General features: G+C 72.1%; 20 protein-coding genes. 9 read left to right on the forward strand and 11 right to left on the reverse strand.

Features of this window, described 5'->3' with window-relative positions; translation table 11 throughout:
- Window positions 1-92: 92 nt before the first annotated feature.
- From FS825_RS05115 to sucC, 9 genes are all read right to left on the reverse strand, one after another.
- Window positions 93-1,931, reverse strand: coding sequence for an ABC transporter ATP-binding protein (locus FS825_RS05115; protein ID WP_144711412.1), 1,839 nt, complete (start codon window positions 1,929-1,931; stop codon window positions 93-95).
- A gap of 321 nt (window positions 1,932-2,252) precedes the next feature.
- On the reverse strand, window positions 2,253-2,411 hold the full coding sequence (locus FS825_RS05120) for a hypothetical protein (protein ID WP_186377081.1): 159 nt from the start codon (window positions 2,409-2,411) through the stop codon (window positions 2,253-2,255).
- A 140-nt stretch (window positions 2,412-2,551) separates the two neighbouring features.
- Window positions 2,552-4,189: a bifunctional phosphoribosylaminoimidazolecarboxamide formyltransferase/IMP cyclohydrolase gene (purH, locus tag FS825_RS05125; protein ID WP_144711414.1), complete on the reverse strand. Its 1,638-nt coding sequence runs from the start codon at window positions 4,187-4,189 to the stop codon at window positions 2,552-2,554.
- Complete coding sequence (gene purN / locus FS825_RS05130) at window positions 4,186-4,779, reverse strand: phosphoribosylglycinamide formyltransferase (RefSeq protein WP_144711415.1); 594 nt, start codon at window positions 4,777-4,779, stop codon at window positions 4,186-4,188. Before purN ends, purH begins: the two co-directional genes overlap by 4 nt.
- Window positions 4,780-4,821: 42 nt before the next feature.
- Window positions 4,822-6,849: a cell division protein PerM gene (locus FS825_RS05135; RefSeq protein WP_144711416.1), complete on the reverse strand. Its 2,028-nt coding sequence runs from the start codon at window positions 6,847-6,849 to the stop codon at window positions 4,822-4,824.
- Between the two features lie 57 nt (window positions 6,850-6,906).
- Window positions 6,907-7,401, reverse strand: a complete 495-nt coding sequence (locus tag FS825_RS05140) for an SRPBCC domain-containing protein (protein ID WP_144711417.1) — start codon at window positions 7,399-7,401, stop codon at window positions 6,907-6,909.
- Complete coding sequence (locus FS825_RS05145; RefSeq protein WP_144711418.1) at window positions 7,398-7,724, reverse strand: ArsR/SmtB family transcription factor; 327 nt, start codon at window positions 7,722-7,724, stop codon at window positions 7,398-7,400. The genes FS825_RS05140 and FS825_RS05145 overlap by 4 nt, the downstream gene beginning before the upstream one ends.
- 125 nt (window positions 7,725-7,849) lie before the next feature.
- Window positions 7,850-8,737 carry a succinate--CoA ligase subunit alpha gene (gene sucD, locus FS825_RS05150; RefSeq protein WP_144711419.1) on the reverse strand — a complete coding sequence of 296 codons (888 nt, stop codon included), beginning with the start codon at window positions 8,735-8,737 and terminating at the stop codon, window positions 7,850-7,852.
- A gap of 11 nt (window positions 8,738-8,748) precedes the next feature.
- Window positions 8,749-9,918, reverse strand: a complete 1,170-nt coding sequence (sucC, locus tag FS825_RS05155; RefSeq protein WP_144711420.1) for an ADP-forming succinate--CoA ligase subunit beta — start codon at window positions 9,916-9,918, stop codon at window positions 8,749-8,751.
- Window positions 9,919-10,100: 182 nt separating this feature from the next.
- On the opposite strand from sucC, the gene FS825_RS05160 reads away from it, so the two are divergent.
- The 8 genes from FS825_RS05160 to FS825_RS05190 all read left to right on the forward strand — a co-directional run bounded on the left by FS825_RS05160 (window position 10,101) and on the right by FS825_RS05190 (window position 17,177).
- A complete protein-coding gene (locus FS825_RS05160; protein ID WP_144711421.1) occupies window positions 10,101-11,726 on the forward strand; it encodes a RecQ family ATP-dependent DNA helicase in 1,626 nt (541 codons plus the stop codon).
- A gap of 199 nt (window positions 11,727-11,925) precedes the next feature.
- Window positions 11,926-12,207 (forward strand): hypothetical protein, encoded by a 282-nt coding sequence (locus tag FS825_RS05165; RefSeq protein WP_144711422.1) that lies wholly within the window; start codon window positions 11,926-11,928, stop codon window positions 12,205-12,207.
- 56 nt (window positions 12,208-12,263) lie between these two features.
- Window positions 12,264-12,596 (forward strand): hypothetical protein, encoded by a 333-nt coding sequence (locus FS825_RS18560; protein ID WP_186377082.1) that lies wholly within the window; start codon window positions 12,264-12,266, stop codon window positions 12,594-12,596.
- Window positions 12,593-13,429 carry an oxygenase MpaB family protein gene (locus tag FS825_RS05170; RefSeq protein ID WP_186377083.1) on the forward strand — a complete coding sequence of 279 codons (837 nt, stop codon included), beginning with the start codon at window positions 12,593-12,595 and terminating at the stop codon, window positions 13,427-13,429. The genes FS825_RS18560 and FS825_RS05170 overlap by 4 nt, the downstream gene beginning before the upstream one ends.
- A gap of 24 nt (window positions 13,430-13,453) precedes the next feature.
- Window positions 13,454-14,284, forward strand: a complete 831-nt coding sequence (locus tag FS825_RS05175; protein WP_144711424.1) for a phosphoribosyltransferase family protein — start codon at window positions 13,454-13,456, stop codon at window positions 14,282-14,284.
- The gene (locus FS825_RS05180) at window positions 14,281-15,840 is read left to right on the forward strand and encodes a nicotinate phosphoribosyltransferase (protein ID WP_144711425.1); all 1,560 of its coding nucleotides are present in this window, start codon (window positions 14,281-14,283) and stop codon (window positions 15,838-15,840) included. Before FS825_RS05175 ends, FS825_RS05180 begins: the two co-directional genes overlap by 4 nt.
- Window positions 15,837-16,517 carry an NUDIX hydrolase gene (locus tag FS825_RS05185; protein ID WP_144711426.1) on the forward strand — a complete coding sequence of 227 codons (681 nt, stop codon included), beginning with the start codon at window positions 15,837-15,839 and terminating at the stop codon, window positions 16,515-16,517. Before FS825_RS05180 ends, FS825_RS05185 begins: the two co-directional genes overlap by 4 nt.
- Window positions 16,518-16,535: 18 nt before the next feature.
- Complete coding sequence (locus FS825_RS05190; protein WP_144711427.1) at window positions 16,536-17,177, forward strand: pyridoxal 5'-phosphate synthase; 642 nt, start codon at window positions 16,536-16,538, stop codon at window positions 17,175-17,177.
- 162 nt (window positions 17,178-17,339) lie between these two features.
- On the opposite strand, the gene FS825_RS05195 is transcribed toward FS825_RS05190, so the two are convergent.
- Window positions 17,340-19,793 carry an ATP-dependent helicase gene (locus FS825_RS05195; RefSeq protein WP_144711428.1) on the reverse strand — a complete coding sequence of 818 codons (2,454 nt, stop codon included), beginning with the start codon at window positions 19,791-19,793 and terminating at the stop codon, window positions 17,340-17,342.
- A 12-nt stretch (window positions 19,794-19,805) separates the two neighbouring features.
- Entirely contained in the window at window positions 19,806-20,816 is a 1,011-nt protein-coding gene (locus FS825_RS05200) for a glycerophosphodiester phosphodiesterase family protein (protein WP_144711429.1), read from the reverse strand.
- A gap of 106 nt (window positions 20,817-20,922) precedes the next feature.
- On the opposite strand from FS825_RS05200, the gene FS825_RS05205 reads away from it, so the two are divergent.
- The gene (locus FS825_RS05205; RefSeq protein WP_144711430.1) at window positions 20,923-21,972 is read left to right on the forward strand and encodes a DUF817 domain-containing protein; all 1,050 of its coding nucleotides are present in this window, start codon (window positions 20,923-20,925) and stop codon (window positions 21,970-21,972) included.
- The last annotated feature ends 15 nt before the right edge of the window (window positions 21,973-21,987 follow it).

Raw genomic sequence — 21,987 nt, forward strand, 5'->3', positions numbered from 1 at the left:
CGACGCGGTGACGGGCGCGGCAGTCTGCTCGTCCGGAGCGTCCTGTGGGACGCCGGCCGTGCCTCCAGGCAGGTTCTGTTCCGTCTGCTGGCTCATGCCATCGCCTCCTCTCGTGCGGTGGCGTCGTCCTCGTCGAGCGACGAGATGACGTAGCGGTAGTGGTCGTTGGTGGCCATCAGCTCCGAGTGGGTGCCGACGGCGGTGACGACGCCGTTCTCCATGAGCGCGACGCGGTCCGCGAGCGTCACGGTCGACGGACGGTGCGCCACGATGAGCGACGTGGTCTCGGCGAGGACGCGACGGAGGCCCGCCTCGACCCGCGCCTCGGTGTCGACGTCGAGCGCGGACAGCGGGTCGTCCAGGACGAGCACCGACGGCCGCGCCGCGATGGCACGGGCCAGTGCGAGTCGCTGCCGCTGCCCACCGGACAGGGACAGTCCCTCTTCCCCGACGCGCGTGTCGACCCCGTCCGGCAGGTCGTCCACGAAGGACGCCTGGGCGATGTCGAGGGCCTCGCGCATGAGCGTCTCGGCCTCGTCCCCGGACAGGTCCGGACGACCGAGCAGCACGTTCTCGCGCACGGTCGTCGAGAACAGCGTGGCGTCCTCGAAGGCGACGCCGACGTGCCGGCGCAGCTCTTCCCTGGTCAGCGAACGGATGTCGACACCGTCGATGGTCACCGAACCGCCCGTCACGTCGTAGAGCCGCGGGACGAGCGAGAGCAACGTCGTCTTGCCGCAGCCGGTCAGTCCGACGAGCGCCATGGTCTCGCCCGGCCGGAGCTGCAGCTCGACGCCGTTGATGAGGTCGGGGAACTGCGGCGGGGAGTCCTGGTAGCGAAAGTGCACGCCGTTGAAGGACAGGGCACCGTGCGGCTCCGCGATCGTCTCCGGGTGTTCGGGGTCCGTGATCGTGTTCTCGGAGTCCATGACCTCGAAGAAGCGGTCGACCGCGGTGCGCGTGTCGAACGTCATCGAGAGCAGGAAGCCGATCGACTCGATCGGGAACCGCAGCACCGTGGCCGTCGCGAAGAACGCGAACAGCTGCCCGACGGTGAGCTGCCCCTGCGACGCGAGGAAGATGCCGGCGAGCAGGCAGAGCGCGAACGCGACGTCGGGCACGAGCAGCAGCCAGAGCCAGATGCCCGCGATCGCCTTGGCCTTCTCGATCTCGGTGCCGCGGAGCGCCTCGGCCTGCTCGCTGAACTCGTCGAGCTTGTACCGGCCCCGACCGAACGCCTTGAGCACGCGGATGCCGTGCACCGACTGCTCGACGCTCGTGGCGAGGTCACCGACCTGGTCCTGGCTGCGGCGCGCGACGACGGAGTACCGGCGCTCGAACAGCAGCCCGTTGATCCACAGCGGGATCGAGGCGACGAGGAACACCAGGCCGAGCAGCCACCCGAAGGTGAACAGCACGACGAAGCCGACGACGATCGTCACGATGTTGACGACGAGCAGCACGACGCCGAACGCCAGCCACCGCCGGATGAGCGACAGGTCGGACACGGAGCGGGACAGCAGCTGCCCGGACTCCCAGCGGTCGTGGAACGCCACCGGCAGGTCCTGCAGCTTCGCGTAGAGCGCGTTCCGCATGCTCGTCTCGATGCGGGTCGACGGGCGCATCACCAGGCGTCGGCGCGAGGCGATGAAGAACGCCTCGAGCACGCCGAGCGCGAGCACGCCCAGGCCGGCCGGCCAGATCTGTGCGGAGTCCTTCGAGGACAGCGGGCCGTCGACGAGCCACTGCAGGACGTAGGGGATCGCGAGCGCGACCAGCGACGCACCCATGGCGGCGAACATGCCGCCGATGATGCGGCCCTGGTAGGGCTTCACGAAGGGGTAGATACGAGCAATAGCGCTGAATGTTGATGGGCGCTGTGTCGAGGGGCGGTCGGTGGACGGGCGCGCCTGCTCTGGCGTCTTGGACATGGGGTCTGCGTCCTCGTGCGTCGTGCCGGGGCCTCCTGGCCGGGAGCCGCTGTCGCGGCAGGTCCGGTCGGGAGGCTCGGTGTTGCGTTGCGTGATGGTCGTCGGCCGAGCGGTCGGTCCGGTCTCGGTCCGCACGCACCCTGGTCAGGTGCGTGCCGGTCGGACGGGGTCGCCCGCCACCGCTCGTCGAGCGGCGTCGGTTCGGTCGGAGTGCACCGGGAGACAGTCGTCCCCCGGGTTCAGGCGTGGGCTCGCGCGGGCCCGTGGTCGGTGTCGCCGGCAGAGCCGACGATCACCGTCCGGTGGCTGTGGGAGACAGCCCTACGCGGACAGCGGTGCCGTGACGGCGGGCGCACCCCGGTACGGGTGCGGCGCGACGGCCACGTGCACTGCGCGCGGTCGTGCGTCGGGAGCGGTCCCCACGGCGAGCACGAGACCTGCACGGGCATCCGTCGCCACGGTTCCGGTCGTCGTGTCCATCGTCACTCCAGTCGTCGTCTTCGTCACCGTTGTGTCCGCGGTGCCGCCGGCCCGTGGTCGTGCGGGGCCGTCGGCGTGCCTGTCGCGGAGCCTTACAGACTATTCACAGTCGATCGTGGTGCGCAATGCCTTTGTTCGAATCAGTGGAAGAAGTGCCGCTCACCCGTGAAGTACATCGTCACGCCGGCAGCCGTCGCGGCGGCGATCACCTCGTCGTCGCGGACGCTGCCGCCGGGCTGGGCGACGGCGCGCACGCCGGCGTCGAGCAGCACCTGGAGCCCGTCCGCGAAGGGGAAGAACGCGTCCGACGCGGCGACCGATCCGGCGGCGCGCTCCGCGGCACGGTCCACCGCGAGGTGGCACGAGTCGACGCGGTTGACCTGCCCCATGCCGACGCCGACGCTCGCGCCCTGGTTCGCCAGGAGGATCGCGTTCGACTTCACGGCCCGGCTGGCCTTCCACGCGAACGCGAGGTCGGCGAGGGTCTGCTCGTCGGCCGGCTCGCCGGACACCAGGGTCCAGGTGGACTGGTCGAACGCCGTGAAGCGGTCGGCGTCCTGCACGAGGAACCCGCCGGAGATCTGCTTGACCTCCCGCGGAGCCAGCGCGAAGTCGGTCGGGAGCGAGAGCAGCCGGATGTTCTTCTTGCGCGACAGGATCTCGATCGCCTCGGGGTCGAACGCGGGGGCGACGACGACCTCGGTGAAGATGTCCTTGACGGTCTCGGCCATGCCGACGGTCACCGGCCGGTTCGCGGCGATCACGCCACCGAACGCGGACAGCGGGTCGCAGGCGTGCGCGGCGGCGTGGGCGGAGGCGATCGGGTCGGCGGCATCGGCCGGGGCGATCGCGATGCCGCACGGGTTCGCGTGCTTGATGATCGCGACCGCGGGCTCCGCGAAGTCGTACGCGGCCCGCACGGCGGCATCGGCGTCGACGTAGTTGTTGTACGACATCTCCTTGCCGTGCAGCTGCGTCGCCTGCGCGATGCCGGTCCCGCCCGCGCTCGTGTAGAGCGCGGCCGCCTGGTGGGCGTTCTCGCCGTAGCGGAGCGTCGCGGCGAGGTCGGCGCCGAACGACAGGTGCTCGTCGAAGGAGCCGGGCGTCTCGATGTCGCCGCTCGTGGTCGGTGCGGCTGCTGCCGCCGCGACCACGTCGCTCGCGAAGTAGCCCGCGACCGCGGTGTCGTACGCGGCGGTGTGCGCGAACGCCTGCGCGGCGAGGCGCTTCCGGAGCTCGAGCGTGGTGCCCCCGGCGCGCACGGCCTCGACCACCTCGGCGTAGGAGGACGGCGACACGACGATCGCGACGTTCGGGTGGTTCTTCGCCGAGGCGCGGACCATCGCGGGCCCGCCGATGTCGACGTTCTCGACCACGGTCGCGGTGTCGGCGCCGGAGGCCACCGTCTCGACGAACGGGTAGAGGTTGACGACGACGAGCTGGAACGGCTCGATGCCGAGCTCGGCGAGCTGCTGCTCGTGCGACTCGAGGCGCAGGTCGGCGAGGAGGCCCGCGTGCACCGACGGGTGCAGGGTCTTCACGCGGCCGTCGAGCGACTCCGGGAAGCCCGTGACGCTCGACACGTCCGTGACGGCGTACCCGGCGTCCCGGATCGCGCCGGCCGTGGAGCCGGTGGAGACGATCTCGACGCCGGCGTCGGCGAGGGCGCCGGCGAGCTCGAGCAGGCCGGACTTGTCGCTCACCGAGATGAGCGCCCGCCGCACGGGGACGAGGTCCCGGTCGCGGTACAGGCTGGGGTCGGCTGCGTGCACGCTCATGCGCTCGGGGTGCCCTTCAGGTCGGTGGTGCCGTTGGCGATGTCGAGGATGGTCTGGATGAGCAGGCGACGCTCGACCGGCTTGATGCGGTCGTGCAGCGTCGACTCGGAGTCGCCCGGGAGCACCGGGACACGCTCCTGCGCGAGGATCGGCCCGCTGTCGACGCCGTCGTCGACCTGGATCACGCTCGCGCCGGTCTGGTCGACGCCCGCGGCGAGGGCGTCCCGCACCCCGTGGGCACCGGGGAACTCGGGCAGGTACGCCGGGTGTGTGTTGATGATGCCGGGGGCGAACTCGGACACGACGGTCGGTGGCAGCAGGCGCATCAGGCCGGACAGCACGAGGAGGTCCGGCGACCACGGACGGATCTGGGTCGCGAGCTCCCGGCCCCACTCCTCGCGCGAGTCGAACCGGGTGAACGGCACCGTGAACGTCGGGATCGAGTACTCCTCGCCGAGACCGAGGCCCTCGGCGTCGCGGTCGGCACCGATGGCGACGACCCGGGCGGGGTACTCCGCGTCGAGGGTCGCGTCGAGCAGGGCCCGGAGGTTCGAGCCGGCACCGGAGATCAGGACGACCAGTTCGAGCACGCGACCAAGCCTACCGGGCGGCCCGCCGTGCGACGGCGGTCGCTACCGGTCGCCCTTCGGCTGCCGCCACCAGGGCAGTTCGTCCTCGGGGATCTGGTCGGTCGCGTCCCACGTCGGGTGTCCGGGTGCGCGGTCCTGCGCTGGGCCCGAAGCGCTGGTGGGCCGGGCGGGTCCGTCGGCAACGTTCTCGTCGGCAGCGTCGTCGTCGGCGGCGTCGTCGTCCGCGTCGTCACGGCCGGCGACGAACTCCTCGGTGCTCCACGGGAACGCGGGTTGGGCTTCGGTCCCGGGAGCGTGCGGCACCGGCGGCGCGGAGGGCGTGTCGGTCTCGTCTCGCTCGACGTCCGCCCCGGTGACCCGGTCGCGCAGCCCGGCGGCCCGCTCGCGGACGTCGTCCGCACGCTCGCGGACGCCCTCCGCCGCTCCGCGCAGCCGGTCGCGGACCGCGCCGACGCCGCCGCGCTTCGTCGTCCGCGCGACCCCGCTCGCGTCCGGGGTTGCTGGTGCGCCGCCCATCCGCTCGGCCGCGACCGCGTCGGTGCGCGCCCAGTCGGGCAACTCGACGTCGGTCTCGGCGTGCGTGACGGGCTCGGCGCGCGTGTCGTCGTCCGTCCTGGAGGCGCGGCTCGCCTCCGACGGGGCCGCCGGCTCCGGCGCGGTGCGGGTGTCGTCGGTGGCCGCGCGGTCCGGGAGGGCCCCGTGCGCCTCCTCGACGACGAACCGGTGCACCTCGGTGGTGCGCCCGGCACCGGCCCGGTCGAGCGCGGCGAGGAGGGACCCCTCGTGCTCCTCGGACGTGTCGTCCGGAGTCTCGGACTCGTGCCAACGCTCCCGCGCCCACCCGCCCTCGGGCAGTCGGACGAGGTCGCTCCCCGCGGCGAGGGCGACGATCGCCGGGGCGCCGACCTCGAGCGCGGCGAAGGCACCCACGACCAGGGCGTGCGGGCCGACGTCCGCGAGGCGGCCCGGACCGAACGACCCCGCGGTCAGCCACGCGACGACCCCGGTGAGCACGCCCGCGACGATGCCGGCGGCGACCCCGCCGAGCGCCCGGTGCAGCGCCGAGTTCGCGCTGCCGAGAGCCCGGACGAGTCGCGGGCGGAGGAGCCCGCCGACCGCGAACCCGGCAACGACCGGGACGAGCACCCAGACGAGCCCGAAGGTGTGCCCGGACGCGGGCAGCGCGCCGAACACGGGGAGGCCGGGGATCGGCCCGAGCGTCGTGCCGATCGGCGAGACGCTCGACCCGGTGCCGATCGCGAAGCCGGGGCCGACGAGCCACGAGGTCGCCCACCCGACGAAGTCCGGCAGGAACGCGAGCTGGCCGACGGTCAGTGCGATGCCCCCGACGATGCCCGCGTGCGACCGCTCGTAGAGGGAGATGACCTCGGCGAAGGACCCGAAGAGCAGGAAGGCGACGACGATGCCGGCGACGGCGACCACCGCGGCGGTCGCGGCCGTGCCCGCACGGAGCCCGAACGCCGCCACGGCACGCCAGGCCTCGGGTACCCGGCCGAGCAGGTCGAGCACGCGCTGGGTGACCGCGTCGGCGGGGAGGCCGCGACGACGCCGGCAGACCTCGCTCGTCACGAGGGCGGGGATCCCGAACCACAGCGCGGGCAGGACGATCGCCTGCCAGGTCGTCGGGTCGATCGCCGCGGACCGGGAGGACAGCGCGATCGCGAGGCCGAGCGCCGCCACCACGGCCGTCCCGACCAGGAGCCCGGTCGTCCGGTGCTCGGTCTCGGCGAACCGACGTCCGGCGCGGCCGGCCAGCCACGCAGTCACGATCGCGAAGCCGAGCGCCGCGAGCGTGACGTGGATCGGGTCGGTGGCGCCGCTGACACCGGACGACTTCGCGAGCGCCGAGCCGAGCAGGAACGACACGTCGACGCCGTGGCCGACGAGCCAGACGCTCCCGGTGGCCTTCCAGAAGACGTCCCAGTCGATCTGCAGGCCGTACTCGAAGCCCCAGAGCAGCGTGAGCGGCACGAGGGCGATCCCGATGCCGACGCCGACCGTCACGACCGCCTCGATCGCGGCGAGCAGTGCGGTTCCCAGGCGGTTCATCGGAGCGAGGATACGTGCCGATCCGCCGCCGACGGCGGTGCCGCGCGGCAGATCCGCTCAGGAGAGGGACGCCACGTACCCCGGCTGGAGCGCCCGCCACCGCGGCAGCCACGGCTCGGGTTCGCCGCCCGCGAGCACGGTGCCGAGGTCCTCGACGTGCACCTGCCACCCGGCGCCGTGGTCGGCGACCTCGTCCGCGGTGAAGCCCCGCTCCTCGATCACGAGCCGCGTCCGGTCGTCGTCGACCGCCGTCAGCCGGGCCTCGGTCACGGTGGTCTCGCCGTCCGAGGTCATGGTCACCAGCAGTCGCTCGGGCCGGTCGCACACGTCAACGCGCACGGACCCGTCCCAGTGGCTGGTGAATACCGCGTGCACGGTCTCGCCGAGGGCGGGCACACCGTCGAGCCGCACCACCAACCACCGCGCCAGGCGTTCCGGCACGGTCACCGCGTCCCACAGGTCGTCGATCCCGGTCGGGTAGACCCGGTCCATGCGCACCGTGCCGGTGCCGTCCTCCTCGATCCGGACCGTGCCGGACGTCTCCGTCGTCATCCTCGTGCCTTCCGTTCGTGGCGACCCCGGGCGACCTCGGTCTCCAGCGCGTCGAGGCGCTGCTCCCACTGGTCCCGGTAGGGCCGCAGCCACTCGTCGATCTCGGTCAGGGGCTCGGTCCGGAGCCGGTACACCCGCCGCTGCGCGTCCTGCTCGGACTCGACGAGTCCGCTCTCGCGCAGCACGCGAAGGTGCCGGGACACGCCGGGCCGGGCGATCGGCACGAGGTCGGCGAGTTCGTTCACCGTCCGCGGGCGTTCGCGCAGCGCGGCGAGCATCGTCCGGCGGTGTCCGTCGGCGAGGGCTCCCCAGATCGCGTCCATGCACCATGTGTACCACTCTGGTTACGTAACCACAAGGGTACACAGCGACGGCAGGAACGACGGGAGGCGCGGTGCCAGCCGGCACCGCGCCTCCCGTCTGCGTCGTCACGACGCGGACCGCACCGCTACTTCGCGGCGACCACCTCGCGCAGCAGCGCGGCCGTCTCGGACGGCGTCTTGCCGACCTTGACGCCGGCCGCCTCGAGCGCCTGCTTCTTCGCCTCGGCGGTGCCGGCGGAACCGGACACGATCGCGCCCGCGTGGCCCATCGTCTTGCCCTCGGGGGCGGTGAAGCCCGCGACGTACCCGACGACCGGCTTCGTCACGTGCGCCTTGATGTAGTCGGCCGCACGCTCCTCGGCGTCGCCGCCGATCTCGCCGATCATGACGATGGCCTCGGTCTCGGGGTCGGCCTCGAACGCGGCGAGCGCGTCGATGTGCGTCGTCCCGATGACCGGGTCGCCGCCGATGCCGATGGCGGTCGAGAACCCGAGGTCACGGAGCTCGTACATCATCTGGTAGGTCAGGGTGCCCGACTTCGACACGAGACCGATCGGGCCCTTGCCGGTGATCGTCGCCGGGGTGATGCCGACGAGCGACTCACCGGGCGTGATGATGCCGGGGCAGTTCGGCCCGATGATGCGGGTCGCCCCGCCGAGGGCCTTCGCGTGCGCCCAGAACTCGGCGGAGTCCTGCACCGGGATGCCCTCGGTGATGACGACGACCAGCGGCACCGCGGCGTCGATGGCCTCGAGCACGGCGTCCTTCGCGAAGGCCGGCGGCACGAACACGATCGAGACGTCGGCGCCGGTGGTGTCCACGGCTTCCCGCACGGTGCCGAACACCGGCAGTTCGACGTCGCCGTGGGTGACGGTCGTGCCGGCCTTGCGGGCGTTGACGCCACCGACGACCTGCGTGCCGGCCGCGAGCATGAGCGCCGTGTGCTTGGTGCCCTCGCCGCCGGTGATGCCCTGGACGATGACCTTGGAGTCCTTGTTGAGGAAGATCGACATGGTCAGTCCCTTCAGGCCGCTGCAGCGGCGAGTTCGGCGGCCTGCTCGGCCGCGTCGTCCATGGTCTCGGCGATCGTGACGAGCGGGTGCGCCGCCTCGGTCAGGATGCGCCGGCCCTCGTCCACCTTGTTGCCGTCGAGGCGCACGACGAGCGGCTTGGTCGCCGCGTCGCCGAGGATCCCGAGCGCGGCGACGATGCCGTTCGCGACGGCGTCGCAGGCGGTGATGCCGCCGAAGACGTTCACGAAGACGCTCTTCACCTGCGGGTCGCCGAGGATGACGTCGAGGCCGTTGGCCATGACCTCGGCCGAGGCGCCGCCGCCGATGTCGAGGAAGTTCGCGGGCTTCACGCCGCCGTGGCGCTCACCGGCGTAGGCGACGACGTCGAGCGTCGACATGACGAGGCCGGCACCGTTGCCGATGACCCCGATCTCGCCGTCGAGCTTGACGTAGTTGAGGCCGTGGGCCTTCGCCTTGGCCTCGAGCGGGTCCTCGCTCGCGGTGTCCTCGAGGTCGGCGTGCGCCGGGTGCCGGAAGTCGGCGTTCTCGTCGAGGGAGACCTTGCCGTCGAGCGCGAGGATCTGACCGTCGCCGGTGCGGACGAGGGGGTTCACCTCGACGAGGGTGGCGTCCTCGCCCTTGTAGACGTCGTAGAGCTTCACGAACACGTTCGCGACTTGCTCCTGCAGCGCCTCGGGGAAGCCGGCCTGCTGCGCGAGCTCGAGCCCCTTCGCCTGGTCGATGCCGGTGAGCGGGTCGACCTCGACCCGGGCGAGCGCCTCGGGCTTCTCGACCGCGAGCTGCTCGATCTCCATGCCGCCCTCGACGCTGACGAGCGACAGGTACGAGCGGTTCGCCCGGTCGAGCAGCACCGAGAAGTAGAACTCCTCGGCGATGTCCGCGCCCTGGGCGATCATCACCCGCTGGACCGTGTGGCCCTTGATGTCGAGGCCGAGGATCGCCTGCGCGTGCTCGAACGCTTCGTCGGGGGTCTTGGCGACCTTGACGCCGCCGGCCTTCCCGCGACCGCCGACCTTCACCTGCGCCTTGACGACGACCACGCCGCCGATCTTCTCCGCCGCTGCTCTCGCCTCGTCCGGGGTGTCGGCGATGATGCCCTGGAGGACGGGGACGCCGTAGGACTCGAAGAGGTCCCTGGCCTGGTACTCGAAAAGATCCACGCTGTTCTTCTTCCCGCACGACGGTTCGTGCGATCGGCATCGGTTTCCCGGTCGCGCACTCCACATCGAGGGTCGCTCGATGTCGAGACAACGGCCGACGGCCATGCTAGCGCCGCAGTGTGGACATCCGGTGCGCGCGGCTCCGGGCCGGACCACAGGGAGCGCTCGGCACGGTGTACCCGATGGACACCGCACTCCGTACCCGCGCCACCGACGTCTTCGGTTGGACCCTCCGTCCCCAGCAGGAGACCGTCATCGACGCGGTCCTGTCCGGCCGGGACGCCCTCGCCGTGATGCCGACCGGATCCGGCAAGTCCGCGATCTACCAGGTCGCCGGGCTCGCGCTCGACGGGCTCGTCGTCGTGGTGTCGCCGCTCGTCGCCCTGCAGGAGGACCAGGTCGTCGGGCTCGAGGACCACCCGGACGCCCCCCGTGCCGTGACGATCAACGCGACGAAGGGCCACCGTGACCTCACCGAGGCGTGGGACGCGGTCGACGCCGGCGAGGTCCGGTACGTGTTCCTCGCTCCGGAGCAGCTCGCGAAGGACGACGTCGTCGAGCGGCTCGTGGCCGCCGGGGTCGCCCTCCTGACGGTCGACGAGGCGCACTGCGTGTCGTCGTGGGGGCACGAATTCCGGCCGGACTACCTGCTGCTCGGCGAGGTCGCCGAACGGCTCGGCCGCCCACCGGTGCTCGCGATGACGGCCACCGGGTCCTCGCCCGTCCGCACCGAGATCGTGGAGCGGCTCGGCATGCGGGACCCGCTCGTCCTCGCCACCGGGTTCGACCGGCCGGAGCTCCGCTTCGAGGTCGTCCGCCACGAGGACGCCGACAGCAAGCAGGACGCCCTCGTCGCCCAGGTCGCCGGACTCGAGGGAGCCGGGGTCGTGTACGTCGCCACCCGCGCCGAGACCCTGGTCTACGCCGACGAGCTCGTCGAGAGCGGCCGGCGCGCCAAGCCGTACCACGCGGGGCTCCGGGTGCGGGACCGCGAGGCCGTGCACCACGCGTTCCTCGACGGCGACATCGACGTCGTCGTGGCCACGAGCGCGTTCGGCATGGGCATCGACAAGCCCGACGTCCGCTTCGTCGTGCACGCCGACGTGCCGGAGTCGGTCGACGCGTACTACCAGGAGGTCGGGCGGGCGGGGCGCGACGGCAGCCCGGGGCTCGCGACCATGCACTACCGCGCCGAGGACCTCGGCCTCCGCCGCTTCTTCGCCTCCGGCAGCCCCCGGCCGGCCTCGCTCCGCGCGGTGTTCGACGCCGTGCCGGGCCGCGGCACCGTGGCCCGGTCGGACCTGCCGGACGCCAGCGGACTCTCCGCACGGACCGCCGGACGCGCCGCCAACGCGCTCGTCGACGCCGGGGTCCTCGTCGACGTGCGCGACGGACTCCGCCGGGCCCCCGGCGCGCCGCGGACCGCCGAGGACGCCGCCCGCGCCGCCTCGGACCGCGCGGACGAGCGGGAGCGCATCGAGGAGTCCCGGATCGCGATGGTGCGCCGCTTCGCCGAGACCGACGAGTGCCGCCGGCAGTTCCTGCTCGGCTACTTCGGCGACGAGCTGCCCGAACCGTGTGGCAACTGCGACACCTGCTCGTCCGGTTCCGCCCAGCGAGCGCACGCGGCCGACGGGTCGCACGACGCCGAGTGGCCGCCGGACGCCGAGGTCGAGCACGCCGAGTGGGGCCGCGGGACCGTGATGAGCACCGAGGACGACCGCCTGACGGTGTTCTTCGAGTCCGCCGGGTACCGCACGCTCGCCCTCGCCGACGTCGCGGAGCGCGGGCTGCTCGAGCGCGTCTGACCGGGGGAAGGCGCGGTCGCTCGACCACCCGTCGGCGACCGCGCTCCACTCCCCCGAGCACGGCGAGTGTGCCCCGCGCCCGTGACCCGCAGGTGACCTGCAGGTGAACGGGACACGAAACGGCGCGCGGAGCGGACACCGGACGCGTCCGCAGGACCGGGGCGTACACAGGGAGTCCCGAAACGAGAAGGAGTGCGCAGTGAGCGACCCCGGCATCACACCCGACGACGGCACCGACGAGTTCCGCGACGACGACGTGGACACCGAGCACACCGGCCCCTACGAGGTGGACGACCGCGAGGAAGCCCTCGAGACCGTCACGAACGACGCCGTGGCCGGCGAGACCGTCGAACCGCAGCCCGGTGACGGCACCGACGACGGCCCGACGGGCGGCTCGCCCCGCGAGGGCTCACCCGACCTGTGGGAGCAGGAGGAGGAGCGTCCCGACCTCGGGAACGACCTCGGCACGAAGCCCCTCTGACCGGCACCCCGTACGATCGGGCCGTGTTCCGTCGCGCCCGAGCCAGTGTCAGTCGCATGCCGGGTGCGGTGCGACTCATCACGATCGCCGCGCTCCTGCTCGTGGCTGCCGCGGCGAACCTCGTCGCCCGGTCGGAGCCGACGAGCCGTTGGCTCCCGCTGCTGCTGGTCGGTGTGGTCGGTGGCGTGGTCGCCGGCGCTCCGAGACGACTCTGGCCGCTCCCGGCGATCTGGCTCGTCGCGACACTGCTCGTGACGACCACCGGCGCCACCGTCGACGGGACGGCACTCATGGTCTCCCTGGTCGCGGGGGCGGTCGCGTTGGCCCTGGCGATCGCAGTGGACATGGTGCCGTTCCTGCGGAAGCGGCGACGCGGGGCCGGAACGTGACCACGGGACAGCCTGGAGGCGCGGTGCCGGACCCGCACCGTGCCTCCCGTCCGACCGCTGGTCGCGTCCAGGACCCGGACCTCCGTCGGTTCCTCGCCGACAGCACACCCGTGGCCGCGGGTGGCCGCGCGATCCTGCTGCAGATCGCCGACCCGGTGGTCGCGGCGGGAGTGCGCTGCCACTCGGACTTCGCGCGCCGACCGCAGCAGCGGCTGGCCCACACCCTGATGTTCGTGTACGCCGTGGTCATCGGCACCGAGGCGGACGCCGCCGTCGCCGCTGGGTTCGTCGGCCGGGCCCACCGCCCGGTCACCGGGGCCGACGACCCGGACCGGCAGCTCTGGGTGGCGGCGACCCTGTACGACTCGGCGATGCGCGCGCACACGCTGTTCGGCGACCCCGTCGACGCCTCCCGTGCCCGGTCGGTCCTCGACGCCTACGCGCCGATCGGCACGGCGCTGCGCGTGCCCGCCGACCGCTGGCCCGGGACCGTCGAGGCGTTCGAGTGGTACTGGGCGTCCGCGCTCGAGCGTCTCGAGGTGACCGACGACGCCCGCGGGGTCGTCCGCGACCTGCTGCACCCGCGGTTCGCGCCGCTGTGGGTGCGGGCCGTGATGCCGGTCGTCCGGATCGTGACGGTCGGCATGCTGCCGGAGGTCGTGCGCACGCAGTACGGGTTCGCGTGGGGGCCGCGCGAGCAGCGGCGGTTCCGGCGCACCGTCCGGTGGGTGCGTGTGGTCCGCGGGCTCCTGCCGCGCGGGCTGCTCCGGCTGCCCGGGCCGCTCCTGCTCCGGTCGATGCACCGCACCGCGGACAGGTACTTGTCAAACTGACAAATACCGTGGTACGGTCGGGTCATGGCAGTCGAACTGAACACCCGGACCACCCGGGGAGACCTCGCGACACCGACGTTCTCCACCATGCGGTTCCCCGCCGGTGAAGCCCACGTCAAGGTCGCGCACGACGCCGACGCGGGGGACCTCATCGAGATCGCGACCCTGCGCGGCACGAGCGGCGACGACCTCCTCGTGCTCGGCATGTGGGCGGACGCCGTCCGGCAGCGCGGATCCCGGTCCGTCGCCCTCATCCCCTACCTGCCCGGCGCCCGGCAGGACCGCGGACTCCCCTTCGGCGCGAAGGTCTACGCGGACGTCATCAACGGCTTCCGGATCGACCAGGTCATCGCGTTCGACCCGCACTCGCCCGTGATCGTCGACCTGGTCGAGCGGCTCACCGTCGTCACCAGCGAAGCGCTCGTCCGCGACGCCGTGGTCGCCGGCTCCGACTACGTCGGCATCATCGCCCCCGACAAGGGCGCGGTCGCCCGGGCCACTGCCGTCGCCAAAGCGTGCGGTCTCCCGGTGTTCCGGGCGGAGAAGCACCGCAACCCGGACACCGGCAAGCTCGACGGGTTCTCCTGCGAGCCACTGCCCGACACCGGCCGGCTGCTCGTCGTCGACGACATCTGCGACGGCGGCGGCACGTTCATGGGTCTCGCGGCGGCGACCGGCCTGACGAAGGACCGCCTCGGCCTCTGGGTCTCGCACGGCGTCTTCTCCGGCCGGGCCCCGCAGCTCGCCGACCACTTCGGGGAGATCGTCACGACGGACTCCTACCCCGCGCAGAACCACATCGACGGTCTGCGCACCATCGAACTCACCCCCACCCTGACGGAGCAGATCCGATGACCGACACCGACACCACCACGATCGCGCCACGACTCACCGCGCCGAGCCCGATCGCCCCGCTCCTCGCCGTCGACGGGTACAAGCACTCGCACCGGCAGGTCTACCCCGCCGGCACCACCCGAATCCTCATCAACTGGACGAACCGGTCGAACGCGCACATGCCCGAGTCGACGCACGCGGTGGTCTTCGGCCTGCAGGCGTTCATCCAGCGCTCGCTCGTCGAAGCCTGGGCGCCGTTCTTCGCCGCCGACGAGGACGAGGTCGCCGACCGGTTCGAGCAGGCCCTGCAGGGGTACTTCGGCCCGAACCACATCGGCACCGACCACGTCCGCGCCCTGCACCGGCTCGGGTACCTCCCGCTCGAGATCCGCGCGCTCCCCGAGGGCACGCTCGCCCCGATCGGCGTCGCCACCCTGACGATCGAGAACACGATCGACGAGTTCTTCTGGCTGCCGAACTACATCGAGACCGCGCTGTCGGCGTCGATCTGGCACCCGTCGACCGTCGCCACCAAGGCGCTCGAGTACCGCGACCTCATGGAGGACTGGGCCGCCCGCACCGGCGCCGACCCGGCCAGCATCGACTTCGCCGCACACGACTTCTCGTTCCGCGGGCAGTCGAGCATCGAATCAGCCGCCGCCGGCGGGGCCGGGCACCTCCTCTCGTTCCTCGGCACCGACTCGATGCCGTCGCTCGACTTCATCGACCGGTACTACCCGGGCGACAACGGCTGGGTCGCCGCGAGCGTCCCCGCCACCGAGCACAGCGTCATGTGCGTCCGCGGGGCCGACGGCGAGCTGGCGACCTTCGAGCAGATCCTCGACGTCTACCCGACCGGCATCGTCTCCGCGGTCAGCGACGGCTTCGACCTCTTCAAGGTCGTCACCGAGACGCTCCCCGCCCTCAAGGACCGCATCACCGGCCGCGACGGCAAGCTCGTCATCCGCCCCGACTCGGGCGACCCGGTCGACATCGTCACCGGCACGGTGCACGGGGTGGACGCCGCGGCGCTGAGCGACCCCGGCCGCAGCCACGAGGAGAAGGGCGTCGTCGAACTCCTCGACGAGATCTTCGGGCACACCGTGAACGAGCAGGGGTTCAAGGTCCTCGACCAGCACGTCGGCGTGATCTACGGCGACAGCATCACCCTCGACCGTGCCCACCGCATCTACGAGCGTCTCGCCGCGAAGGGCTACGCGAGCGACAACATCGTGCTCGGGATCGGCTCGTACACGTACCAGTACATGACCCGCGACAACCTCGGCAGCGCGGTCAAGGCCACCTGGGCACTCGTCGACGGCGAGCCCGTGGACATCCAGAAGGACCCCAAGACCGGCAGCGGCAAGAAGAGCGCCAAGGGCCGGATCGCCCTGCACCGCGACGCCACCGGTGAGATCCGGCAGACCGACCAGGCCACCCCGGAGAACGAGGCGACCAACCTCCTCCAGCCCGTGTGGATCGACGGCCGGTTCACCGTCCTGCAGTCCTTCGCCGACGTCCGCGAGACCCTCCGGGCCGAACGCGCCGCCCGCGCGGCACGACGGGCGACCGCGTGACCGGTGCCCCGACGGCGGCCCGCGACCAGCCGCTCATCGCGATCGACGTCGTCCCGGTGTCCTTCGCGGCGGGCAGTGGTCTCCGGGTCGCCACCGCGCCTCGGCAGTACGCGCCGTACGTCGGCCAGGAGGCGCTGCCCGGCGTGCTCCTGGCCCCTGCGGAACGCCTCGCCGACGGTGCCCGACGCGCGCTCCGGTCCAAGGCCGGGATCGATGCGGCTGCGGTCCGGCACCTCGCGCAGATCGGGGCGTTCGACGGGCCGGAGCGGGACCCGCGGAGCACGGCGATCAGCGTCGCGTTCGCGGCCGTGGTGGACCCGAGCGCCGTCGGGCCCGGTGGCGGAGGCGCCGTGGACCGGCCGTCTTCGGTCTGGAGGCTCCCCGACCAGGGCGAGCCGCGCCTCCCGTTCGACCACGACACGATCATCCGTGCCGCCCTCGAGCACGTCCGCACCCGGATCTGGCGCGACCTGCCGCTGACGCGCGCGCTCCTCGGCGAGGTGTTCACCAGCTCGGACGCGGCGCAGCTGCAGACCGCCCTGACCGGCACGGCCCCGGACCCGGGCAACACGAACCGTGCGCTCCGGACGAACCCGGCGCTCGTCCGGGCGGATGCTCCCTCCTCCGTCGCCGGCCGGGGCGGTCGTCCCCCGGTGACCTGGACGTGGGTGGACTGAGCGCGGTTGGGTGGGGGCATGCCCTCCGCCCCGCTGTCCGGTGACACCTCGTTCGCCTTCCCCGAGTTCACCGACCCGCCCGTCTCGCCGTTCACGGTCGCCCGCTCCTGGCTGGACGCCGCTCAAGACGGCGACGTCTCCGAGCCGCTGTCGATGACGCTCGCCACGGCCGGCGCCGACGGGCGGGTGTCCGCGCGGACGGTGGACGTGAAGCGGCTCGACGACGAGGGCCTCGTGTTCGGCACCTCGACGCTGAGCCCGACGGGCCGGCAGCTCGAGGAGAACCCGTTCGCAGCGCTCCAGGTCTACTGGCGCGAGACCATGCAGCAGCTCCGGTTCGAGGGGCGGGCGGTGGTGCTTTCCGACGCCGAGTCCGACGCGCTGTTCGCCGACCGGTCGCCGAAGTCGCGCGCCGCCACGGCCGTCGCCGACCAGTCCGCCGTGCTCGAGCCGCGGACGCTCGAGGACCTCATCGACGACGCGAACGCCCTGCTCGACGAGGCCGGCGACGACGTCCCCCGCCCCGCGGGGTGGGTGGCGTGGCGGCTCGAACCCGAGCGCGTCGAGTTCTGGCACGGCAGTCGGGACCGCATGCACCGGCGGTTGGAGTACCGCAGGGGCGCCGGCGGCGGGTGGAGCGCGGCGCGTTTGCAGCCGTAGCGCGCGGGGGCGCGCCCGGCGCGGGGCCGCGCGAGGCGGCGCCGGGTCGCGGGCCGCCGTGCCGCGGGGTCGAACCACGATTGCGACGTGGAACCGGCACCCGGGCCCGGTTCGACGTCGGTTCCGTGGTTCGACACCGGCCGACGCGGGGCGCGCCGGGCGCTACAGCTTCTCGATCGGGGCGATCTTGATGAGCAGCTTCTTGCGCCCCGCGGAGTCGAACGCGATCTCCGCGATGCGCTTCGCCCCCTGACCCGTCACGGCCGAGACCGTCCCCTCGCCGAAGTCGACGTGCTTGATCCGGTCGCCCGCCACGAGCTCCATGTCCCCGTTGTCACGGACCTGCCCGGACACCCGGTTCGCCCACTCGGTCTTCGGGCGGGTCTTCTGTGCCGCAGCGGCACGGTCGTAGGAGCCACCGCCCCATCCACCGCCCCCGCGGTAGCCGCCACCGCCACCGCCGAACCCGCCCCCGCCGGCGCCGTCCCGCCGAGCGTTCAGCGCACGGGGCTGCGTGCCACCGCGGCTGTTCGCCATGCCGGGCGACTGCTTCCACTCGATGAGCCCCTCGGGGATCTCCTGGAGGAAGCGCGACGGCATCGCCACGTTGACGTCACCGAACTGCGCGCGGGTCATCGCCAGCGACAGGAACAGCGACTTCTTCGCGCGGGTGATGCCGACGTAGAACAGCCGGCGTTCCTCGGAGGGGCCACCAGGCTCGTTCGCCGACATCCGGTGCGGCAGCAGGTCTTCTTCGACACCGGTGAGGAACACGGCGTCGTACTCGAGGCCCTTCGCCGTGTGCAGCGTCATGAGCGAGACCGTCCCGGAGGAGTCGTCCAGCTCGTCCGCCGCCGCGACGAGGGAGACCTCGGTCAGGAAGTCGGACAGCGTGCCCTCGGGGTTGTTCTTCTGGAACTCCCGCGTCACCGCGACGAGCTCGTCGATGTTGTCCGCGCGGGCGGCGTCCTGCGCGTCCGGCGACTTCCGCAGGTTCTCGAGCAGGCCCGACCCGTCGAGCAGCTGCGTGAGGGTGTCAACCACCGGCTGGGTCGCCGCCTTCTCCGACACGGAGTCCAGCAGCGCGGCGAAGGCGGTGATCGCGTTCCGCACCTTCGGCCCGAACCCGAGCTCGTCCGCATGCCGGAGTGCGTCCCGCATCGTCGTCTCGTGCTCGTCGGCGTAGCGCTGGAGCGTCGTCTCGGTGACCGCACCGATCCCGCGCTTCGGCACGTTGAGGATCCGGCGGAGCGCCAGGGGGTCCGCCGGGTTGGCGACGGTGATCAGGTACGCCATCGCGTCCTTGATCTCCGCGCGCTCGTAGAACTTCGTGCCGCCGAGCACCCGGTACGGGATCGCCGCGCGGATGAAGATCTCCTCCAGCGCACGGGTCTGCGAGTTCGTCCGGTAGAACACCGCCATGTCGCGGTAGTCGGTGCCGTCCTCGCGCAGGCGCTGGATCTCGTCCGCGACGAACTGCGCTTCGTCGTGGCCGGTGTAGCCCGTGAACCCGACGATCTTGTCGCCGGCTCCGACGTCCGTGAACAGGTTCTTCGCCTGACGGTCGAAGTTGTTCGCGATGACGGCGTTCGCCGCGTCGAGGATGTTCTGCGTCGACCGGTAGTTCTGCTCGAGCAGGACGACCTTCGAGTTCGGGAAGTCCCGTTCGAACTCGACGATGTTGCGGATGTCGGCCCCACGGAAGGCGTAGATCGACTGGTCCGAGTCACCGACGACCGTCAGGGACGCCGGCGCGATCGACCCGTCGGCTTCGCGCATCCGGGCGACGTGCTGCCCGGAGTCCTCGAGCTTGTCGACCTGCTCGGCCGGGACCGGACGGGTGAGCTCGCGGATGAGGGCGTACTGCGCGTGGTTCGTGTCCTGGTACTCGTCGACGAGGATGAACCGGAACCGGCGCTGGTAGAGCGCGGCGACGTCGGGGAAGGCACGGAACAGGAAGACCGTCTGCCCGATGAGGTCGTCGAAGTCGAACGCGTTCGCCCGGCGCAGCTCGTTCGTGTACCGACGGAACACCTCGGTGAACATGACTTCTTGCGGGTCGTTCGCGTTGATGTTCCGGGCGTAGGAGTCGATGTCCTGCAGCTCGTTCTTGAGCTTCGAGATCTTCGACGCGGCGGCACCCACCGTGAGCCCGAGCGTGTCCGCCTCGAGCTCCTTGATGATCCGCTTGAGCAGGGCCCTGGAGTCGGCGGAGTCGTAGATCGTGAACGACTGCGCGAACCCGAAGCGCTCCGCTTCGCGCCGGAGGATCCGCACGCACGCCGAGTGGAACGTGGAGATCCACATGCCGTCGGACGCCTGCCCGACCAGGGCCCGGACGCGCTCGCGCATCTCGGCGGCGGCCTTGTTCGTGAAGGTGATCGCGAGGATCTGCGACGGCCAGGCTTCGCGGTTCGCGAGCAGCAGTGCGATGCGCCGGGTCAGCACGCTCGTCTTGCCCGAGCCCGCGCCGGCCACGATCAGCAGGGACTCGCCGCGGTACTCGACGGCTTCCTTCTGCTGGGGGTTCAGACCCGCGGTGAACGGGTCCTCGTACGAGGCGGTCCCGCCACCCTGCTCGGGGGACGAGTCGAATGGGTCCAGCACGATCGTCATGTCCGGGACAGTCTAGGCCGGACCCCCGACAGCCGAACGGGCCAGCACCGCCAGGTCGGTGTGGTCCGCGAAGACCCCATCGACCCCGGTCCGGACGACCGACGTGAACCACCGCTCCCAGTCGCCGAACCCCGCGACCTCGCCCCCGCGGCGGAGCGGCCCCGGCAGGAACCGGTTCTCCGGGCGGAGCGTCCACGTGTACACGGCGAGCCCCGCGTCGTGCGCCCGGTCGACGATCGCGCTCCGGACCGGCGCGGGGTCGTCGAGCGCGACGCTGTCGACCCCGGCCATCAGCGTCCCGAGATCGACGCTGATGCCGTGGAACTCCGTCGCGAACGTGGCGAGCGCTTCGTCCGACCGCTCGGCCGCGTAGGTGGGAGCCAGCGACCCGTGGGACGCGACCTCGTCGGCGGCGCTGCCCCGCGCCTCCTGGAGGTACACCAGCCGTGTGGCGGTCCCGCGCGCACGGAGGTCGCGGAGCACGCCCTTCTCGAAGCACTCGATCGTGAGCCGCTCGTCGCGCCGCCACCCCGCGTCGCCGAGCGCGCCGTCGACGAGCTGGCCCATCGGGAAGCCGGCACGGCCGAAGAAGTCGGCGTGCTTGACCTCGGCCACGAGGCCCACGGGGCGGGGCGCTGCGTCGAGGATCGCGAGCAGGTCCTCGAGCCGCAGGACCGGCTCCTCGCCGTCGTGCTCCGCGGAGCCGGGGCGCAGCGCGGGCAGGCGCTCCCGCGTCCGCAGGGTCTGCAGCTCGGCCCACGTGAAGTCCTCGGTGAACCAGCCCGTCACCTGGTCGCCGTCGACCGTCTTCGTCGTGCGGAGGTGCCGGAACTCCGGGTGGTCGGCGACGTCGGTGGTCCCCGAGACCTCGTTCTCGTGCCGCAGGACGAGCACGCCGTCCTTCGTCGGCACCAGGTCCGGCTCGATCGCGTCGGCGCCGAGCTCGATCGCGAGTTCGTAGGCGCTCCGCGAGTGCTCGGGGCGGTAGCCGGACGCGCCACGGTGGGCGATCACGAGGGTCATGCGCGCACCCTACTGGGGAGCGGTGTCCGCGGCCTGGCGTGTGTCGGGCGGCACATCCGGATGCGCACAGCCCACCGTTCCCAGCGGCGGGTCCGACGCTCGCAGCATGACCGTCCGATCCCTCTCCACCGCCGTCGAGCACCGCATCGACCGTGCCGCCCGGCGGATGCTCGACGCCGGGCACCAGCCGCACCGACCCGGTCGCGTCGCCGTCACCGAGTTCCTGGTGTTCGGCGCGAAGCAGGCGTGGGCGTGTGCGTTCGGGGCGCTGCTGCTCGCGACGATGGCGGTCGTGCACCTGACCGTCCCCGCCGCCCTGCGGAACGACGTGCTCACCGTGGCCGCCGTGCTGCTGCAGGTCGGCATGCTCGTGTTCGGGCTCGAGACCGTCCGGGAGCTCCGCGTCGTCCTGCTCTTCCACGTCGTCGGCACCGTCATGGAGGTCTTCAAGACCCACATGGGCTCCTGGACCTACGAACCGGGCGGCGTGCTCGTCGTGCTCGGCGTCCCCCTGTTCTCCGGCTTCATGTACGGCGCGGTCGGCTCCTACATGGTCCGGGTGTACCGGCTGTTCGACCTGCGCTTCGACCGGTACCCACGGCAGTGGCTGCTCGCGGTCGTCGCGGGAGCCGTCTACGCGAACTTCTTCGGACACCACTTCGTCCGGGACGCCCGTTACGTCCTGCTCGCGGCGATCGTGCTGCTCTTCGCACGGACGACCATGCGCGTGCGGATCCACCGGTCCACGCTGCGGATGCCCGTGCTGGTCGCGATGGGGCTCGTCGCCCTGTCCATCTGGGTGGCCGAGAACGTCGCCACGTGGGCGGGCGCGTGGTCCTACCCGGCACAGGCCGCGGCGTGGGAGCCGGTCGCGCCGACGAAGATCGTCGCCTGGCTGCTCCTCATGACCATCTCGGTCGCGTTGGTCACGTGGGTCCACCCGGTCGCGCGGTCGGTCGTCCGGACTGGAGGCGCGGATCACCGCCGGCCGCCCGGTCGCGCCCCGCAGGCGGCCGGGTCGCGGTCGGCAGGTTCCCGACGACTTCGGGGCGCGCGCGCAGCGGACGCCCATAGGCTTCGGGCATCGGGGTCCTCCGGGAGCCCGTCCGCTCGCCGCGAACCCTCAGCCTTCCGCGATCGAGCGCACCTAGGCTGAGAGGACTCGAATCTC

It is taken from the genome of Curtobacterium pusillum (assembly GCF_007680845.1).
Classification (GTDB): Bacteria; Actinomycetota; Actinomycetes; order Actinomycetales; family Microbacteriaceae; genus Curtobacterium; species Curtobacterium pusillum_B.

Coding starts and splice junctions, on each gene's coding strand:
- FS825_RS05115 (WP_144711412.1), bottom strand. CDS start 1,931: ATGTCCAAGACGCCAGAGCAGGCGCGCCCGTCCACCGACCGCCCCTCG.
- FS825_RS05120 (WP_186377081.1), bottom strand. CDS start 2,411: ATGGACACGACGACCGGAACCGTGGCGACGGATGCCCGTGCAGGTCTC.
- purH (WP_144711414.1), bottom strand. CDS start 4,189: ATGAGCGTGCACGCAGCCGACCCCAGCCTGTACCGCGACCGGGACCTC.
- FS825_RS05135 (WP_144711416.1), bottom strand. CDS start 6,849: ATGAACCGCCTGGGAACCGCACTGCTCGCCGCGATCGAGGCGGTCGTG.
- FS825_RS05140 (WP_144711417.1), bottom strand. CDS start 7,401: ATGACGACGGAGACGTCCGGCACGGTCCGGATCGAGGAGGACGGCACC.
- FS825_RS05145 (WP_144711418.1), bottom strand. CDS start 7,724: ATGGACGCGATCTGGGGAGCCCTCGCCGACGGACACCGCCGGACGATG.
- sucD (WP_144711419.1), bottom strand. CDS start 8,737: ATGTCGATCTTCCTCAACAAGGACTCCAAGGTCATCGTCCAGGGCATC.
- FS825_RS05160 (WP_144711421.1), top strand. CDS start 10,101: ATGGACACCGCACTCCGTACCCGCGCCACCGACGTCTTCGGTTGGACC.
- FS825_RS18560 (WP_186377082.1), top strand. CDS start 12,264: ATGCCGGGTGCGGTGCGACTCATCACGATCGCCGCGCTCCTGCTCGTG.
- FS825_RS05175 (WP_144711424.1), top strand. CDS start 13,454: ATGGCAGTCGAACTGAACACCCGGACCACCCGGGGAGACCTCGCGACA.
- FS825_RS05180 (WP_144711425.1), top strand. CDS start 14,281: ATGACCGACACCGACACCACCACGATCGCGCCACGACTCACCGCGCCG.
- FS825_RS05190 (WP_144711427.1), top strand. CDS start 16,536: ATGCCCTCCGCCCCGCTGTCCGGTGACACCTCGTTCGCCTTCCCCGAG.
- FS825_RS05195 (WP_144711428.1), bottom strand. CDS start 19,793: ATGACGATCGTGCTGGACCCATTCGACTCGTCCCCCGAGCAGGGTGGC.
- FS825_RS05200 (WP_144711429.1), bottom strand. CDS start 20,816: ATGACCCTCGTGATCGCCCACCGTGGCGCGTCCGGCTACCGCCCCGAG.
- FS825_RS05205 (WP_144711430.1), top strand. CDS start 20,923: ATGACCGTCCGATCCCTCTCCACCGCCGTCGAGCACCGCATCGACCGT.